The organism is Microvirga sp. RSM25 (assembly GCF_044784385.1).
Taxonomy (GTDB): Bacteria; Pseudomonadota; Alphaproteobacteria; order Rhizobiales; family Beijerinckiaceae; genus Microvirga; species Microvirga tunisiensis.
The window spans coordinates 1,383,747-1,401,066 of the sequence record NZ_CP173039.1 but is presented as its reverse complement, the minus strand read 5'-3'; the positions used below and the strand labels follow the sequence as shown (position 1 = coordinate 1,401,066).

Here is a 17,320-nt window from a genome sequence, read left to right as displayed (position 1 = left end):
ATCGATTCGTCACTTTTCCTGATCAGCCGAGCGCGTCGGCGACGGCCTTGCCTGTGGTCTCGGTTCCGGCATTCCCGCCGAGATCGCGGGTGCGCAGGGTCCGCTCGCTCAAGACATCCTCGATAGCCTGGACGATGGCGGCCGCCGCTTCCGCTTCGCCGAGATGCTCCAGCATCATGGCGCCGGCCCAGATCTGTCCGATGGGATTCGCGATCCCCTGCCCTGCAATGTCGGGCGCCGAACCGTGAACCGGCTCGAAGAGCGAAGGGAAATCACTGTTCGGGTTGATGTTGCCCGAGGGCGCGATGCCGATGGTGCCCGTGCAGGCCGGTCCGAGATCGGACAGGATATCTCCGAAGAGGTTCGACGCGACGACCACGTCGAACCAGTCGGGATGCAGCACGAAGTGAGCCGTGAGGATGTCGATATGGTACTTGTCCCATTTCACATCCGGATAACGCCTGGCCATTTCTTCCACGCGCTCGTCCCAATACGGCATCGTGATCGAGATCCCGTTCGACTTCGTGGCCGAAGTCAGATGCTTCTTGGGGCGCTTCTGAGCGAGATCAAAGGCGAATTGCAGCACACGGTCGACGCCGATGCGCGTCATCACGGTTTCCTGGATGACGACTTCACGTTCCGTACCGGGAAACATCTTGCCACCGATGGACGAATATTCGCCTTCGGTGTTCTCGCGCACGACCCAGAAGTCGATGTCGCCGGGCTTGCGGTTGGCGAGCGGCGTCGGCACGCCCGGCATCAGGCGCACCGGCCGCAGGTTGATGTACTGGTCGAACTCGCGGCGGAACTGCAGCAGCGAACCCCAGAGGGAGATGTGGTCCGGGATCTTCTCCGGCCAGCCGACGGCTCCGAAGAAGATGGCATCGTGCGAGCCGATCTGCGCCTTCCAGTCCTCCGGCAGCATGCGGCCGTGCTTGGCGTAGTAGTCGTAGGATGAGAAGTCGAAGTGATCGAGCTGCAGGTCGAAGCCGAACTTCTTGGCGGCAGCCTCCAGAACCCGGACGCCCTCCGGGGTCGTCTCCTTGCCGATGCCGTCACCTGGAATGACTGCCAGCCGATACCGCTTCCTTTGATCCGATGCCATGTGAAACCCGTCCGTCCTTCATGATTGGTTCGATGGCGGATGCGAACGCTGGAGGCACTCGCATCCGCCATCGATTGTTACTGCCCGGTAACGCCTGAGGCCTTGATGACCGGAACCCATTTGTCAATTTCGGAACTCACGAGTTTGGCGAGTGCCTCGGGCGTCTGACCCGCTTCGTCCGGGAGTTCCGCGCCGAGATCAAGGAGGCGCTTGCGCGTCGTCTCATCCTTCAGCGCCGCCTTCGCGGCGCCATTCAGTTTCGTGACGATGTCCTTGGGCGTTCCCTTCGGGGCGAAGAGCGCGTTCCAGCCGGTCGCCTGGAACTGCGGCAAGCCCTGCTCGGCCGATGTCGGAACGTCCGGGACAACCGGGAGGCGGTTCTGCACCGCGACGACCAGACCGTTGGCTTCTTTCGCCTGCACCGTCGGCACAATCGCGACCGTCTGGTCGCACACATAGTCGACCTGGCCGCCGAGGAGCGCGTTCAACGCCGGACCCGAGCCGCGAAACGGCACGTGCTGAGGCTTCACGCCCAGGAGTGATTCCATGAACAGACAGGTCAGGTGCGAGGTCGAGCCGACGCCGCCGGAACCGTAGTTCATCTTGGGGGCATTGGCCTTGAGGTAGGCGATGAATTCCTTGAAGTCCTTGACCGGCAGATCCTTCTTCGCGACCACGAGCATCGGCGTTGCCGCCGAGTTCATGATCGGCTCGAAGTCGGTACGCGGATCGTAGGCCAGCTTGGGATAGAGGCCGACGCTTGCCGCCTGCGTTCCAAGATTGCCCATGAGAATCGTATAGCCATCCGGTTCGGATTTGGAGACGCGGGTGACGCCGACGGTGCCCCCCGCTCCGGTGACGTTTTCGACCACCAGCTGCTGACCGAGCGTGCGGCTCATATGATCGGCCATGAGGCGCGCCACCACATCGGTCGTGCCGCCGGCCGCGAACGGGACCACTAGGGTGATCGGCCGCGTCGGATAGGTTCCCTGTGCCTGTGCGGCCGTCGCAAGGAATCCCAAGGCCGCCGTGAGGGTGAAGAGAGCTTTCTTCATAGGCATTTCCTTCCCTAAAGATTCTTGTTGTCGGCGAGCGGCGCCGCTCGCCTGTCGGCAAAGCTTGGTCGTCGGTGATACACCTCGGATTCCTGCGCCCTTGCCTCCACATGCCCCCGCTTCTCGTGAGCGCTTGGCTGGCTGTTTTATGGTTCCACAGCTTCCATGGAAGTTGGCATGCAAGAAAGCTGCTCCTCATCTGCCCCTTTGTCAACCATCCATTCATCCTTGTATGGAAGTTGCAAGAAGGGCATCATGAAGCGGGAGGCCCAATGATGGACAAGCTGCAGGTGCGCACGGCCCAGGAGACTGCGAGGAAGCCCTCGCTGGTCGAGGACGCCTACAAGGCGTTGAAGGAGGCGATCCGCGACAATGTCTTTCCGCCCGGCTACCAAGGCTCGGAGCAGGAAATCGCCCTGCGGCTCGGCATGAGCCGGACGCCGGTTCACGAGGCCATCATCCGTCTTCAGGAGGACGGGCTCGTCCGCGTGCTCTCCAAGCGGGGCGTCCAGGTCTGCCCGCTCGCCCCGGAGGACATTCGCGAGATCTATGATGTCATCCTCGCCATAGAAGCGCGAGCCGCAGAGCTGCTGGCCGCCATGCCCTACGAAATCCGGCGACGGGTCGCCGATGAGCTCGAGGAAGCGACCGCACGCATGGAACAGGCTCTTCGGGAGGACGATCTCCACGCCTGGGCCGTCGCCGACGATCAGTTCCATCGCATCCTTGTCGAGCGCTGCGGCAACAGCCGCATCCGCAGGATCGCTCAGACCATCACAGACCAGGCCCACCGGGCGCGAATGCTCACGCTCAAGCTCCGGCCGAAGCCGACCGGATCGGCCGCCGCCCACAGGAGCATCGCCGAGGCGATCCGGAAAGGGCAAATGGCCGACGCACACCAGCATGCTCGCCAGCATCGCATCGACGCCCGGGACGAGCTTCTTCCGCTGATCCAGAGCTTCGGCATCAAGCATCTCTGACGCATCGGCTTGGCGCACCAACATCATATGGGGGAGAATTCCATGGAAATTCACGTCGCGGGAACGTTCCCGACGAAGCGGGCCTCGGCCGATGCCTTCACCGGGACGGTCTGGCACGACCCGATCATCGATGCCCCGCCTCCGGCGCGCATCCGAGCGAACCGTGTCATCTTCGAACCCGGCGCCCGGACGGCATGGCACACCCACCCGCTCGGCCAGACCCTTCACGTAATCCTGGGCGTCGGGCGCGTGCAGACCTGGGGCGGGCCCGTCAGGGAGATCAAGGCCGGCGACACCGTGTGGATCCCGCCGGGCGAGAAGCACTGGCATGGCGCTTCGCCCGCCAGCGGCATGGTCCACATCGCCATGCAGGAGGCCCTGGACGGCACCCATGTCACGTGGCTGGAGCATGTCACGGATGAGCAGTACCGCGTGCCGCCAGAGGCATAAGGCGCTCAGGGACCGATCACTCCGCCAGCTCGCGCATGACCTTGATCAGGTCCGACTTGCCCTCGAATCCGATGCCGGGCAGCTCAGGCATGACGATGTGACCGTTCTCCACCCGCACGGTGTCCGGGAAACCTCCATAGGGCTGGAAAAGGTCGGGATAGCTCTCGTTGCCGCCGAGACCGAGCCCAGCCGCAATGTTGAGCGACATCTGGTGCCCGCCGTGCGGAATGCAGCGGGAGGGCGACCAGCCGAACTGCTCAAGCATGTCGAGGGTGCGCAGGTACTCCACGAGCCCGTAGGACAATGCACAGTCGAACTGCAGCCAGTCGCGGTCCGGCCGCATGCCTCCGTATCGCAGGAGGTTGCGGGCGTCCTGGTGCGAAAACAGGTTCTCGCCGGTGGCCATCGGTCCGGGATAGAACTCGGAAAGCGCGGCCTGGAGAGCATAGTCGAGCGGATCGCCGACCTCCTCGTACCAGAACAGCGGGTAGTTGCGCAGCATCTTGGCGTAGGCGATCCCGGTCTCGAGGTCGAACCGTCCGTTGGCATCGACTGCAAGCTGCGCCTGGGAACCGATCTCGGTGAGGACCGCCTCGATCCGGCGCTGATCCTCCGCGATGGAAGCTCCACCGATCTTCATCTTCACGACATTGTAGCCGCGGTCGAGATAGCTGCGCATTTCGGCCCGCAGGGCGCTGTCGTCCTTGCCCGGATAATAGTAGCCGCCCGCGGCATAGACGAAGACCCTCGGGTTGGCCTCACGGCCTTGACGCTCGGCCAGAAGGCGGAAAAGCGGCTTGCTGGCGATCTTGGCGGTGGCATCCCAGATCGCCATGTCGAGAGTGCCGACTGCGACCGAGCGCTCGCCATGTCCGCCCGGCTTCTCGTTCTTCATCATCGTGGCCCAGATCTTGTGCGGATCCAGGTTGGCGCCGCTCTCATCGAGCAGGCTCTCGGGGCTGGCCTCCAGAATCCTGTCACGGAAGCGCTCCCGGATGAGTCCGCCTTGACCGTAACGGCCGTTCGAGTTGAACCCGTAGCCGACGACGCGGCGACCGTCGCGCACCACGTCGGTCACGACGGCGACGAGGCTCGTCGTCATCTTCGAGAAGTCGATATAGGCATTGCGGATCGGCGAGGCGATCGGCTGGGTGATCTCGCGGACGTCGATGATGCGCATGGACAACCTTCTCGCGTTGGAGCCTGTGATTTGGGATGCTGCGGGAGCGGAAGTCTTTATAGGTCTGGACACTGCCCATAGGCCAATGCCAAGATCGGTTCGCGTTATGCGTGAACGGCATCGAGATGGACCTGAATTGGCTAGAGGATTTTCTGGCTCTGGCGGAGCAGAAGAATTTTTCCCGGGCCGCGGAGGCGCGGAATGTCTCGCAGCCAGCCTTCAGCCGCCGGATCCGCGCTCTTGAGGATTGGATCGGAACGCCCCTGTTCGTGCGGGGCACCCAGGGCGCCAGCCTGACACGGGCCGGTCTTCATTTCCTGCCACTGGCTGAAGACTTGATGCGCAACCTGCATCGCGCTCGTCGCGCTACGCGGACCGTGGGCGAGCGCGAGACGGGATCGCTGTCCATTGCAGCGACCCATGCTCTGTCTTTCACCTACTTTCCCGGCTGGATCCGCCGGCACATGCGCTTCGAGGCGCTCGGCACGCTCAACCTGATCTCGGACAGCATGGAAGCTTGCGAGCAGATCATGCTCGGGGGCGAAGTCCATTTCCTGCTCTGTCACTATCATGCCGATGTGCCGACGCGCTTCGACGACAGCCGCTTCGAGAGCGTCCGGGTGGGGCAGGATCTCCTGCTCCCGGTCTGTGCGCCAGATGCACAAGGCCAGCCTCTTTGGCCGCTTCCCGGTACACCCGAGAGGCCGGCGCGGCTGCTCGCTTACAGCCCCGCATCCGGCCTTGGTCGCATCCTCGCCGCTCACGAGATCAGGAACGCTGAAGCGTCCAGGCTGGAGAGCGTTTTCACCTCGCATCTGGCCGCCACGCTGATGACCATGGCCCGGGAGGGACACGGCATCGCTTGGCTTCCTCTCGGGCTGGTCGAGGAGGATCTGATCCGCACGCGGCTCGTGCGAGCTGGGCCGAACAGCTCCGACATCCCGGTTGAGATCCGCTTGTTCAGATCGCCCGATTGCCGCAACCATGCGGCGGACGAGCTGTGGGGACGCATTTGCAAACAGGGCAGCGACATCATTTAGCCGGCGATGAAACCTGTCATCCCGTCGAATATCAAGTTCGGGCGAGGCCGCTCGGCATTGCAACTGGGATTGTTGGGATTGACAGGGAGACGGTCCGGGTCGCACAGGGTGGACGGTGCGTCGGGAGGAACGGTTTTGGTCAAGCGGATTGGTTCAACGGCCTGGCGGGTCCAGGTCTCGGACGACGGAGCAATCATAGCACTAGGCGTCCGCGCCGATACGGGCCGCGAATATGAGGTTCTTCTCGGCACGGTGGATTCAACGCCCATCGTGACGGACCTGCTCAACGAAATGGTGCGAACCCACCGGGGAAAACCGCCCAGGACCTTTGCCGGAGATGCTGGGCCGAACCATGTCAGGAGCGTGCCGCTGCAGCCTCTGAGCACACGAGTCGACCATGGTGGCGAAAGCCCCGTCCTGATCCTGGATTTCGGAGGAACCGTCCTGAAGGTGGCGATCGATCCCGCCCAGCTGCAACAGGCCCTGTCCGCACCCCAGACGTGAGACCGGACCGCTACCGCCCGTGTTTCCCAGGGCGAGAGCGAACCCACCGTGACCCTGGTTTCTCCCCCTTCTCGTGTGCATGCCGTTGCGCCCACCCGGACGACTGCACCCGCATCTCAGTGCTGCGGAACGTCCGCGTTGGGTCAAAAAGGCCTTCCGGCGTGAGCACATGGAGGTCCGTTCAATTGCAGATATAGACGTTCGACCTGCTTCCGGAACGCGCAAGATCCGGAGCGGATCCACGCAATAGCCATTGGCGATACACCGCAAATGACTCACTCTCCATAGGCCTCCGCCGCCCCTGTCGCCCGCCACAAGAGCGATCGGAGGGCGCGACGGCTTGAGCGGCTGACGGTGAGGACATGAGCGAGGTTATCCTACACGACGAAGATCAAGGCAGCGGATCTCCTGCTCTCGTCTTCCTTCACTATTTCGCCGGCTCCCTGCGTTCCTGGGCCCATGTTGCCGGAGATCTGTCGAGCACCGGCCGATGCCTGCGCATCGACCTCCCTGGCTTCGGCCGCTCGGCGCCGCTGCCGGCCTACAGCGTGCACGCGGTGGCCCAGGCGGTCGCGACGCAGATCGCGAACTATCGCTTCGACAGCTACGTTCTCGTCGGTCACTCGATGGGAGGCAAGCTGGCGCTCGCCTGCGCGGCCATGAATCCTTCGGGTTTGGCGGGTCTCGTTCTCGTGGCCCCCTCACCTCCTTCGCCCGAACCGATGGACGAGCGAGAACGAACCCGCCTGCTCGCGACGCACGGTGACCGCGCCTCGGCGGAGCGAACCGTTCGCGCGATCACGCGGCGGGATATCCCGGAGGCGGACATTGCAGTCTGCATCGAGGACAACCTCCTGACCTCCCCTGAGGCCTGGCATTGGTGGCTCGCGGAGGGCAGCCGTGAAGACATCACGGAGCAGGCCGGGCAGGTTGCCTGTCCGGTTCTGGTGCTGGGCGGGAGTGACGACCCGGTCATTTCGCCTCACGTGATCACAGCCGACGTCATGCCCCGCCTCGCCAATGCCTCCCGCATCGAGATTGCGGGAGCCGGGCACCTTCTCCCGCTCGAAGCAGCGCAGGAAGTCGGGACGGCAATCCGGAGCTTCGTCGCCCAGTGTGCCACCGCACCGGGAACGGGATGATCCGCCCCTGACCGGAGACGTCGACTGCTTCGGTCCTTCCTCCTCGGCCATCCGACATGACGGGTCGGAGTACGCCCAATGAGGCAGCCAACCACTGCGGCACGCCTTTGCGTTGGCCTGCAATCGACGTATGATTTCCTGAGAGACCAGTATCTTGCGTCGGTCAGGCGAGCCCGCTTGGCCACTTTGCTCAAGGGGCTTGGTGGGCCCTGCTTGGAGGCCCGCGATGGCAGCTCCCTGGTTCATGTTCGCGACCGGCATAGAGAACAGCTATCCGACGATCAAAAACGGCAGCGCCCGCGTCGACGAGCTTGAGAAGTGCGGCCACTACACGCATTGGCGGAGGGATTTTGAGCTCCTGAAGGAACTCGACATCCGTTACCTGCGCTATGGTCCGCCGATCCACCGCGTCTGGCTCGGCCACGGCCGGTATGACTGGAGCTTTCCGGATGAGACGTTCGGCGTGCTCAAGACCCTTGACGTCGTGCCCATTGTGGATCTCTGCCATTTCGGGGTGCCCGACTGGGTCGGCAATTTTCAGAATCCTGATTTCCCGACCCTGTTCGCCGAGTATGCGAGTGCCTTTGCGCAGCGGTTTCCGTGGGTGCAGCTCTATACGCCGGTGAACGAGATGTTCATATGTGCCACCTTCTCGGCGGCGTACGGCTGGTGGAATGAGCAGCTTGCCAACGACACGGCCTTCGTGACGGCGCTCAAGCACATCGTGAAGGCGAACGTCCTGGCCATGGCGGCAATCCTTGAAATCCGCCCCGATGCGATTTTCATTCAGAGCGAGTCGTCAGAGTACTTCCATGCCGACGAGCCCGACGCAATCGGGGGTGCCGAGATCCTGAATGCGCGCCGGTTTCTCTCCCTGGATCTCAATTACGGCCGCCGAGTCGATTCCGACATGTACCAGTTCCTCCTGGACAACGGCATGACGCGCGACGAGTACCAATTCTTCCTGACCCACCATCTGCGTCAGCACTGCATCATGGGGAACGACTACTACGTCACGAACGAACATCGGGTTGCGCCTGATGGTCGGACCTGGGCGGCGGGAGAAATCTTCGGATACGCCGAGATCACCCGGCAATACTACGACCGCTACCGCCTCCCGGTCATGCACACCGAGACGAATCTGGCACAGGGCGCCAACGGCGATGAAGCGGCAACCTGGTTACGGAAGGAATGGGCCAATGTCCTGCGGGTCCGCAACAGCGGCGTCCCAATCGTCGGATTCACGTGGTACTCACTGACGGACCAGGTCGATTGGGACACGGCCTTGCGTGAAGACAACGGCCGGGTCAATCCCCTCGGCCTCTATGATCTGGATCGCAATATCCGGCCCGTGGGCAAAGCCTATCAGCAATTGATCCAGAGATGGCGCAGGGTTCTGCCAACGCAGAGCGTATGTCTTACGCTGCCGATCATTCAGCCGAGTCAATTCGGCAATGCCCATGCCGTCTCCCAGCAGGAAGCGGCCCAGGACCTGCGCCGCGGCACCATGGCATCGCCGACGATGACCGATCATGCGGGATGAGCGCGTGCCGGCGCGGCGTGCTCGGGACCGGCCGTTGCATGGCGCCCCCTCTCCTCCTTCTCGGTTGCACCCCGCTCTTTATATGGCCGAGTTCATCGGCACGGCCCTTCTGGTTGTGCTTGGGGTGTCCGTTGTGATCCTCATGTTCGGGCAGGGCAGTCCCGGATCGAGGCTGATCCCTGCCGAAGGTTTGCGCTTGTTTCTGACGGGAGGTTTGTTCGGGTCTGTCGGCGCCCTCATTGCCATCTCGCCGGTCGGTCGGATCAGCGGTGCGCACATCAACCCCGCCGTAACGCTTGCGTTTTGGCTGGAGGGCAAGCTGGCGTGGCGCGATGCGGCTCTTTACATGCTGGCTCAGTTTGCTGGCAGCGTGGTCGGAGCCGTGCCACTTTTGGCTTGGGGACCCATGGGACAAAGCGTTGCGTTTGGCGCGACCCAGCCGGGTCCCCACGTGCCCGCCTGGGCCGCCATGCTGGGCGAGGCGGGAGTGACGTTTCTGCTCATTCTTGCCATTCTCACCACAGCGGCTCACCCCCGCACACGGCGCTTCACCCCGCTCGTGATGCCTGCCGTCCTTTCCGTGCTGGTGTGGCTGGAGGCCCCGATCTCCGGTGCAAGCGCAAACCCGGCGCGCTCGTTTGGGCCGGCGCTTGTGGCCAATGTGCCCGTAGACCCATGGATCTACCTGTTGGGGCCTTCGTTTGGAGCAATCCTGTACATTGTTCTCGTCCGACTTGAGGCGGTTCGCCTCCCTCGCGTGACAGTCGCGCGCTTGTTCCACTTCCATGTCGAGGTTTGATAACCAAGGAACGAGTGGCGACAGAACTCAGCGAGTGTCTTCTGTGGCTCGAGGACGGTCTTTAGACGGGGCTGTCTCAACGTCACCTCGTGGTCGCATTGCTGTTCGCGGTGACCGGAAGCCGAAACGGAGACCAGGCTCGTCGTCACGGTTGTCGCTGAGGCGTAACGCGCTCCGATCCGAGTCCGAGATCGAATGCTCAGTGTCCGGTAGCCGCATGAGGGGCGGCCACGGGCTTGGACTCCGGCGATCCGCGTTCCCGCAGGTAGATGCCGAGCACCAGCAGCACCCCGATCGACAGGAACTCGCTCTGCCAGTTCTGGAAGCTCTCGTACCAGAACTGCGGATCAACCAGCGTGTCGGTGATGGTCTGTGGCGGCTGATGATGCTGGAGCGCCTCCTCGTTGATCCGGCGCGTGCTCCCCGCCAGGTGCAGCCAGAAGGAGGCAAGAAACAGCGTGACCAGAGCGATGCTGAGGGAATGCGAGTAGAGCTTCAGCAGCAAGCCGCCACGGTGGACGGGACCGGGTGCATCCGGATCGCCGCGATGAGCGGATGGCGACTCATCCTCGGGGTTGTCCTCATCAGGCTTCTTGGACTCAGAGGCCCCCTTCTGGAACAGGAAGATGGTGAGCAGCACGTAGGCCGCCATCTGGAGGAACTCGCTTTCCCAGTTCTCGAACACCGCCGAGATGAAGTGGCCGCTGGTCAGATAGGGCAGGAAACCGATGGCAGGGAGTTCATGCAGGCGCAGTTCCTCGGCCTGGGCTCTCCATCCCGTGAGCGCCTGGCCGATAAGGGAAACCAGGAACAGGCCGAACAATGCCACCGAGAGTCCATTGTCCCGCAGGAACCGTCGCATACGCCTGACCTCACACTCGAACTGCCACGGTTCGATAACGTCGGACGGCATTTTTGGTTGCCGTCCAGTCTCGGCTTCAAGGCGCAGGCTCGTCAGCCGGACAGGCCAATTCCGCCTGTTGCTCCTTCTCGGACATCGATAACGATCACCTCTCCCGTGCCGGCTCTCCCCGACTGCCGCCCAGGACAGATGCCACACCTTGAAGCGTAGGGACGTGACAGATCGCCTCTGCCCGAGACGGAAGCCGGTGATGGGCGCACGTCAGTGCGCGATAGCCGGATTGCAGGAACGCCGGAGATCCTCAGGGCCGCCTCGCAGACGGGCCGTATGTCCCAAGGAGTCACCCAACACCACATCGGAAGCCCACAGGCGGGAGCAGCGCTAGGCGGTTGCCACTCCCACTTTGTGATCCTGATGATTTTTCGCTGATGCTCTCGCTCGTCGGCGGGTCCCTGTTCCGGGCGTTCGGGTCTTACCATCTCCCAAGCGGCGGAAATCGGAACAGCGGTTTTGGGTGGTCCGTTCAGGCCTTGGACTTCTGCGCCAACCGATCGATCTCGCGGATGACAGCATCGGGAGCCAGGTGGTGGATCATGTGACCCAGGCCTGGAAGAGCGGTGAGTTCGCTGTGCGGCAATTCCCGATGCAGGCGCCCGGACTGGCGACCCACATCCACAATCTGGTCATCGGCTCCCGTGATGATCGTCACCGGCAGCGTCAGCTCCCTGTAGTGACGTTCCAATTCCATGACGGACGGCACCATGAGGGCTGCGTCCTCCGCGGCTGCGCGAAGCTGCAGCGGGCGGAGCATCAACGCTTTCGGAAACCGCTTCTCGAAACGCTCCGGCACCGCTGCCGGCTGAAACACCCGCTTGATCATGCCAGGGAGCATGGTCCGTGCGAGCAAGGGAGAGATGGTGTAGCGCATGGCATCACCGATCACCGGAATGGCCGGCGGCGAGAGGAGGACCGTGTCGGCCCGCAGGGTCGGGTAGTAGTACCCGGACCCCAGGACGAGGCCACGCACGAACGACGGAAACTCCAGGGCAAGCGCAACCGCCACCAATGTGCCCCACGAGTGTCCATAGATCATTGCCCGCTCGACCCCGAGCTGCCCCAGAGCCTTCTGGAAAAGGGTAGCATGGGCTCGCGGCGTCCAGAGCTGGCGCGGTCGTGAGCTATAGCCATAGCCGGGGCGGTCGATCACGATCACCCGGTAGCGCTCCGCCAACCGGTCCACGAGCCCGCTGACCGTGAAGTCCTGCACCATGGTGCCGTTGCCATGGATCAGCACCAATGGATCGCCATGGCCACGCTCGATGTAGTGCAGGCGCACTCCATCCACATTGAGGAATTTGCCAACCGGCGGATTGCGGCGCTCCGCTTCTTGAGTCTGCCTCCTGTTGTACAGAACGGATGCTCCAAGAGCGGCGGCGGAGCCGGCTAAAAGAGGTACGAGCCAGCGTCGAGAGTTGGAGCGATGCTTTGTCCGAGGAAGGCCATCCTTCCCGTTCTCAAGGCCAAGGTGGCGTGGTGCTTGACTTCGCCCAGGAACGCGATTCGGTGTGATACCTCCGGCTGTCGTATCCACGCTGCGCATCTGGCCTCTCCCGTGAGATGTGAGATCAGACAACGCAGCAGGTCCAAACCGGTTGCCGCACTGCACAATGGCGGCTTGCCGCTTCACGCTGACAAATTTCTGCGACTTTCCGGAATGTGCGGATTGGGTCAGGAACAGCCCTTAAGCGCGGCAGTGTTGAGGTCTGCTCGCCATGTAAAAGCGGACGTTCGGCTTATACTTCAGTTCAGCGCCATTTGGAGACTTTCCGGGTTCACAGCGTCCCACACGCCGAATCCTCGACTGTTCCCAGGCAGAATTTCGCTGAGGGACGTGGATGGAACTGGGCCAGAAAGAGCGCCTCGGTTTGATACCGAGGCGCTTAAGTGAGGGAGGACCACAAGGAACTCCTTAGCTCTAGCCGCTTCATCGCGTGCTGACTGTGAGCCACGTCACACAAGGCTTGTGTGCTGCCGTTCACAGAAGGATAGGCTGTTTCGAGCGATACTGGGATCCATCGCAGGAGGTTATCATGAAGCGGTCCTCGAAACGCCAGGCCAGACGCTGGGTCATCCAAGAGCTGACACGCTGCCTGGAGCAGCGCAACGAGCCTCTTCCCCCAATCAAGTCGGTTTCGGACTGATTGATGTTGCACTCAACCGCACGGGCTACATCCCGCGTAACGAATGACGAGATCGACGCGAAGGCCAAGGCCCTCTGCGCCGACGACAGCCTCGAGCCAGACCAGCACGTGACGCACGCCTACGGCGACGACTTCACCGCCCAGGAAATGGAAGTACCCGTGGACGTCTTGACGCGCACGCAACGGCAACTCGTTGTTTAGAACTCCGCCTGACCTCGTTTTCAGCACCGCTCTGATCAGAAGCGCTTTTTAGTACAGTCACAGCGTGAAGTATTCGTGAGGATACGAGTCCGCAACGCCAGCATTGATGTCGATGACGTTCGGCTTCTGACTGCCGGGAGAAAGGCCATGGAGCTCACGGCCGTGATCGTGTGAACTGGCCGTGAAGTAAAGTCTGCCATCGAACGCGGCAAAGTCCGATGGGGAAGAATCGGCCGTCCCCGGATTGATGTCGATCAGCGTTGGTTTCGTCTTGCCGGGAGAGATCCGGTACAGCTCGGTGCCATGCTCCTTCGAGCTGGCTGTGAAGTAGAGACTGCCCTTGAAGACGGTCAGGTCATGCGGAGTCGAGCCGGCGGAGCCTGGATTGAGATCGATCAGGACCGGCTTCGTGCTGCCACGAGGGAGGCGGTAGAGTTCGGTGCCATGCTCCTCCGTCGAAGCCGTGAAATAAAGATTTCCTCGGAAAGCGGTGAGGTCGCTCGGAAAGGAATAGGCCGGACCCTGGTTGATATCGATGATTGTCGGTGTCCTGCTTATACCGTCGAGATAAGCGAGCTCCGCCCCTGTCTTTGCACTGAATCCGGCAAAGTAGAGCTTGCCACCGAACTCCTCGAAACCATTAAAGTAAGTGGAGAATGATCCTGCCGAACCAGGGGTCATTTCGATCAGAATGGGGTTCGTGCTGCCGGGGGACAGCCGATACAGCTCAACCCCGCTCTGCGGTGTATCTGCCGTGAAATAGAGCTGTCCCTTGTACTCCGTGAAATCTCCGAAGATCCCCGGCTTCGAACTCCTTGGGCCGGGACTGATGTCGATCACGGTTGGCTTGTTGCTGTCGGTAGAAAGGTGATAGAGCTCCTCTCCCTGCGCCTCCGTGAAGGCGGTGAAGTAGAGGTCCCCCTTATAGATATGGAAGTTCTTCGGGTCAGAACCCACGGTATACGAATTGGGTCCGCTACGGTCGGGATTGATATCGATCAGGGTCGGCACATTGCTCTCGGGAGAGAGACGATAGAGTTCGGCGCCATTCGCTGCCGTGGTGGCGGTGAAATAGAGCTGTCCCTTGTAGACCGTGAAATTGTGCGGGTATGAGCTCTCCCGGCCACTCTCGATTTCGATCAATGAGGGTTTGGAGCTTCCGGGAGCAAGGCTATAAAGCTCATAGCCATGCCCCGGAGCATAGGCCGAAAAATAGATTCGGTCTTCCAGAGTGATGAAGCCGGCAGGATCGGATCCAACCGAGCCCGGAATCAGATCGATCAGGGTCGCCCGAGCGCCTCCCTGAGGGAGATAATAGAGCTCTGCTCCATGCTCTTCGGTGGTCGCGTTGAAATAAAGCGATGGCTTGGACATAAAAGGTCCTCCTCAACGAATTGCCTGAAATCCTTGATGCCCATGAGGGCTGAAATGGCTTGGTAGCTTGCTGCGGACGGGACCTCCTCCAAGATTCTCGCGCTCCTAGAACCATCTAGGGTTTTGCTCATTTCCGAGCGAACCAGCGCATCAGGTATGCTCTCACACACGCTCAAGTTCTTTGAGCCTCCCGTTGGCCAAATCACCCCAAATAGAATGTCAACAATCCTGAAGCGATCCGTTTCAACACTCTGGGCTACGCGACAGGCAGGCTTGAAGCCAATGATGGTGCTTGCTGTCCCGGAGAGACAGATGAAACGGTAACTGTTGCGATTTGGACCGAGGCTGGTGGTGTCGACGCAGAACCCAAGGAAGGTCTGCACTGGGTCGAGGACCGTCTCTAGGCGCGGCCGTGCAAAGGTCCGCTCCGCGCCATATCCCAGAAAATTAGTCTCCTGCCGGAATGTGCCATAAGCAGCCAAATCCAATCGTGAGAGCAAAGCGATCCGCCGACTGCGTCCAGGCCGATTTTTGAATTCAGGTAATCTGCGTTCAGCAGCTCGCCGGGGCTGCGGCAGATGAAACCAGAGATGGTGCAGTCCTGACAGGCTGGCTTGATCTAAGGGAGCCGGAACAACGCAAGCGCGCATGAGTTCAGCTGTGAGGTGCCAGCCTCGTCAATGGCCGCTCGGATCATCCTGCAACTGTCGAGCCGGCTTTGCATCTTCAACACGGAGCCTACGATGTCCCGCAACGGAGCCGATGTTCTGGTCGAGAGTCTGATCGCCTGGGGTGTCGAGGTGGTGTTCGGCATGCCGGGAGACGGCATCAACGGCGTGATGGAGTCGATCCGTACCCGCTCCGACCGTATTCGCTTCATCCAGGTCCGACATGAGGAATCCGCTGCTTTCATGGCCTGTGCCTATGCCAAGTTCACCGGCAAGCTCGGCTGCTGCCTTGCCACGACGGGACCGGGCGGCATTCACCTGCTCAATGGCCTCTACGATGCCAAGTTCGACCGGGCTCCAGTCCTCGCAATCACCGGCCTGCCCTACCACGATCTCGTCGACACCTTCACGCAGCAGGACGTCGACCATACCAAGCTGTTCCAGGATGTGGCCCTCTACACGGCACGGATCATGAGCCCCCGCCAGGTGGAGAACACCGTGGGGCTCGCCTGTCGCATGGCGCTCACCCATCGCGGCGTTGCTCATGTGGCCATTCCGGTTGACGTGCAGGAGGAGCCGGAGGCGACGACGAAGCCCTCGGATCGCAATGTTCCGCATCACACCTCCTTCGCACAGACGCAATCAACGGGAATTCCCGATCCGGAAGCCATCGCCCATGCGGCGGAGATCCTGAACGCGGGACGGAAAGTGGCGATCCTGGCCGGGCAAGGCGCCTATCATGCCCGTGACGAGTTGATCCGCACGGCAGACCTCCTCGGGGCTCCCATCGTCAAGGCGCTGCTCGGCAAGGGGGTCGTGCCGGACGATCATCCGCTGACCACCGGCGGCATCGGCCTTCTGGGCACACGGCCTTCTCAGGAAGCTTTTGAGCAATGCGACGCGCTGCTGGTCGTCGGCTCGACCTTTCCTTACATTGAGTACTATCCCAAGCCCGATCAAGCGCGCGGCGTGCAGATCGATAGGGACCCGACCCGCATTGGCCTTCGCTTTCCAGCCGAAGTTGGGCTCGTGGGAGATGCCCGAGCGGCGCTCGAGATGCTCAACACGCAGCTCACCCGCAAGGAGGATCGCAGCTTCCTGGAGCAGGCCCAGCAGGGCATGGCCGAATGGCGCCGGCTGCTGCACGATGCGGTCGAGAAGAACGAGCTTCCCATGAAGCCGGGGCGCATCGCCCGCGATCTCAACGGACGGCTTGCCGACAATGCCATCGTGACCTGGGATTCCGGCCACAACACAGGCCTTCTCGCCCGCTATGTCGAAGCACGGGGAGATCGGATGTTCTCGGGCTCGGGCCTTCTCGCCTCCATGGGCTGCGGCATCCCCTATGCCATTGCCGCGGCACTGGCCTTCCCCGGCCGGCAAGTCGTGGCCTTCGTGGGCGACGGCGGCTTGAGCATGCTTCTGGGGGAACTCGCGACGGTGGTTCGCTACCGGCTCCCGATCAAGATCGTGGTGGTGAAGAACAACACCCTCGGCCAGATCAAATGGGAGCAGATGATGTTCCTCGGCAATCCGGAATACGAGTGCGACCTCACTCCCATCGATTTCGCGAAGGTGGCCGAGGGCTTCGGCATCCGAGGGTTCCGTGTCGAGGACCCGGAGCAATGCGGACCCGTGCTCGACCAAGCCCTTGCCGAGTCGGGACCGGCTCTGGTCGAGGCCATTGTCGATCCCAACGACCCGCTTCTGCCGCCCAAACGCATGGAGAAATACGCCAAAAATCTGGAGAAGGCCCTGCGCGCCGGAACTCCTGGCCGCGAGGAGATCGAACGGGCCCTTGCAGAGGAGCCCGCTCACACGATGCTTCAGGATTGAGAGCGTCAGACCTCCGCCGGACACGGCAGGATATCACTCTAAGGAACAGAGCCCGTGGGCCTGAGTTGCCGATTGTTCATGGTCCTTGCGAGGAGCTTGCGATGGCGAAGTCACTCAAAACCGGAGACAAAGTATCCCGGGACTCCTCAGGCGGCCACAGCATCGGCAAGGTCGTAACGAAGCAGACCAGACCGACGCAGATTAAAGGCCACAAGGTGGCAGCCTCGAAAGGCAACCCGCAATACATCGTCAAAAGCGACAAGTCGGGAAAAACCGCCGCGCATAAGCCGAGCGAACTCAAGAAGGCGTGAACACGTCCTGACGCGCAAGGTGAAGAGAGCTCTTTGATGGAACGAGGAGAGTCCCGTCCGGTTGATGGA

16 protein-coding genes are annotated in these 17,320 nt (G+C 61.9%); 10 read left to right on the top strand and 6 right to left on the bottom strand.

Features of this window, described 5'->3' with window-relative positions:
- Positions 1-22 precede the first annotated feature (22 nt).
- Positions 23-1,105, bottom strand: a complete 1,083-nt coding sequence (locus ACD578_RS06775; protein WP_404291933.1) for a tartrate dehydrogenase — start codon at positions 1,103-1,105, stop codon at positions 23-25.
- Between the two features lie 77 nt (positions 1,106-1,182).
- Positions 1,183-2,160 carry a tripartite tricarboxylate transporter substrate-binding protein gene (locus ACD578_RS06770; protein WP_404291932.1) on the bottom strand — a complete coding sequence of 326 codons (978 nt, stop codon included), beginning with the start codon at positions 2,158-2,160 and terminating at the stop codon, positions 1,183-1,185.
- Positions 2,161-2,435: 275 nt separating this feature from the next.
- Here ACD578_RS06770 and ACD578_RS06765 point away from each other — a divergent pair, with 275 nt between their 5' ends.
- Both ACD578_RS06765 and ACD578_RS06760 read left to right on the top strand, forming a co-directional pair.
- On the top strand, positions 2,436-3,140 hold the full coding sequence (locus tag ACD578_RS06765) for a GntR family transcriptional regulator (RefSeq protein WP_404293737.1): 705 nt from the start codon (positions 2,436-2,438) through the stop codon (positions 3,138-3,140).
- 42 nt (positions 3,141-3,182) lie between these two features.
- Positions 3,183-3,590, top strand: coding sequence for a cupin domain-containing protein (locus ACD578_RS06760; RefSeq protein WP_404291931.1), 408 nt, complete (start codon positions 3,183-3,185; stop codon positions 3,588-3,590).
- Between the two features lie 16 nt (positions 3,591-3,606).
- Here ACD578_RS06760 and ACD578_RS06755 read toward each other — a convergent pair whose 3' ends face one another.
- On the bottom strand, positions 3,607-4,776 hold the full coding sequence (locus ACD578_RS06755; protein ID WP_404291930.1) for a mandelate racemase/muconate lactonizing enzyme family protein: 1,170 nt from the start codon (positions 4,774-4,776) through the stop codon (positions 3,607-3,609).
- Positions 4,777-4,895: 119 nt separating this feature from the next.
- On the opposite strand from ACD578_RS06755, the gene ACD578_RS06750 reads away from it, so the two are divergent.
- The 5 genes from ACD578_RS06750 (at position 4,896) to ACD578_RS06730 (ending at position 9,798) form a co-directional block, all read left to right on the top strand.
- Positions 4,896-5,810 carry a LysR family transcriptional regulator gene (locus ACD578_RS06750; RefSeq protein ID WP_404293734.1) on the top strand — a complete coding sequence of 305 codons (915 nt, stop codon included), beginning with the start codon at positions 4,896-4,898 and terminating at the stop codon, positions 5,808-5,810.
- A 135-nt stretch (positions 5,811-5,945) separates the two neighbouring features.
- Complete coding sequence (locus tag ACD578_RS06745; protein WP_404291929.1) at positions 5,946-6,314, top strand: hypothetical protein; 369 nt, start codon at positions 5,946-5,948, stop codon at positions 6,312-6,314.
- A gap of 362 nt (positions 6,315-6,676) precedes the next feature.
- Positions 6,677-7,456, top strand: a complete 780-nt coding sequence (locus ACD578_RS06740; RefSeq protein ID WP_404291928.1) for an alpha/beta fold hydrolase — start codon at positions 6,677-6,679, stop codon at positions 7,454-7,456.
- 226 nt (positions 7,457-7,682) lie between these two features.
- Positions 7,683-8,999, top strand: a complete 1,317-nt coding sequence (locus tag ACD578_RS06735; RefSeq protein ID WP_404291927.1) for a family 1 glycosylhydrolase — start codon at positions 7,683-7,685, stop codon at positions 8,997-8,999.
- A gap of 82 nt (positions 9,000-9,081) precedes the next feature.
- On the top strand, positions 9,082-9,798 hold the full coding sequence (locus ACD578_RS06730; protein ID WP_404291926.1) for an MIP/aquaporin family protein: 717 nt from the start codon (positions 9,082-9,084) through the stop codon (positions 9,796-9,798).
- A gap of 199 nt (positions 9,799-9,997) precedes the next feature.
- Here ACD578_RS06730 and ACD578_RS06725 read toward each other — a convergent pair whose 3' ends face one another.
- Together ACD578_RS06725 and ACD578_RS06720 are read right to left on the bottom strand one after the other, a co-directional pair.
- Positions 9,998-10,660 (bottom strand): DUF6766 family protein, encoded by a 663-nt coding sequence (locus ACD578_RS06725; protein ID WP_404291925.1) that lies wholly within the window; start codon positions 10,658-10,660, stop codon positions 9,998-10,000.
- A 523-nt stretch (positions 10,661-11,183) separates the two neighbouring features.
- Complete coding sequence (locus ACD578_RS06720; protein ID WP_404293731.1) at positions 11,184-12,071, bottom strand: alpha/beta fold hydrolase; 888 nt, start codon at positions 12,069-12,071, stop codon at positions 11,184-11,186.
- A gap of 793 nt (positions 12,072-12,864) precedes the next feature.
- Between ACD578_RS06720 and ACD578_RS06715 the strand changes: the two genes are divergently transcribed.
- A complete protein-coding gene (locus ACD578_RS06715) occupies positions 12,865-13,062 on the top strand; it encodes a hypothetical protein (protein ID WP_404291924.1) in 198 nt (65 codons plus the stop codon).
- Positions 13,063-13,119: 57 nt separating this feature from the next.
- Here the strand turns inward: ACD578_RS06715 and ACD578_RS06710 are convergent, their stop codons facing one another.
- Positions 13,120-14,436, bottom strand: a complete 1,317-nt coding sequence (locus tag ACD578_RS06710; protein ID WP_404291923.1) for a hypothetical protein — start codon at positions 14,434-14,436, stop codon at positions 13,120-13,122.
- 743 nt (positions 14,437-15,179) lie between these two features.
- On the opposite strand from ACD578_RS06710, the gene ACD578_RS06705 reads away from it, so the two are divergent.
- Positions 15,180-16,940, top strand: a complete 1,761-nt coding sequence (locus ACD578_RS06705) for a thiamine pyrophosphate-dependent enzyme (protein WP_404291922.1) — start codon at positions 15,180-15,182, stop codon at positions 16,938-16,940.
- A 101-nt stretch (positions 16,941-17,041) separates the two neighbouring features.
- Entirely contained in the window at positions 17,042-17,251 is a 210-nt protein-coding gene (locus ACD578_RS06700; protein ID WP_404291921.1) for a DUF2945 domain-containing protein, read from the top strand.
- The last annotated feature ends 69 nt before the right edge of the window (positions 17,252-17,320 follow it).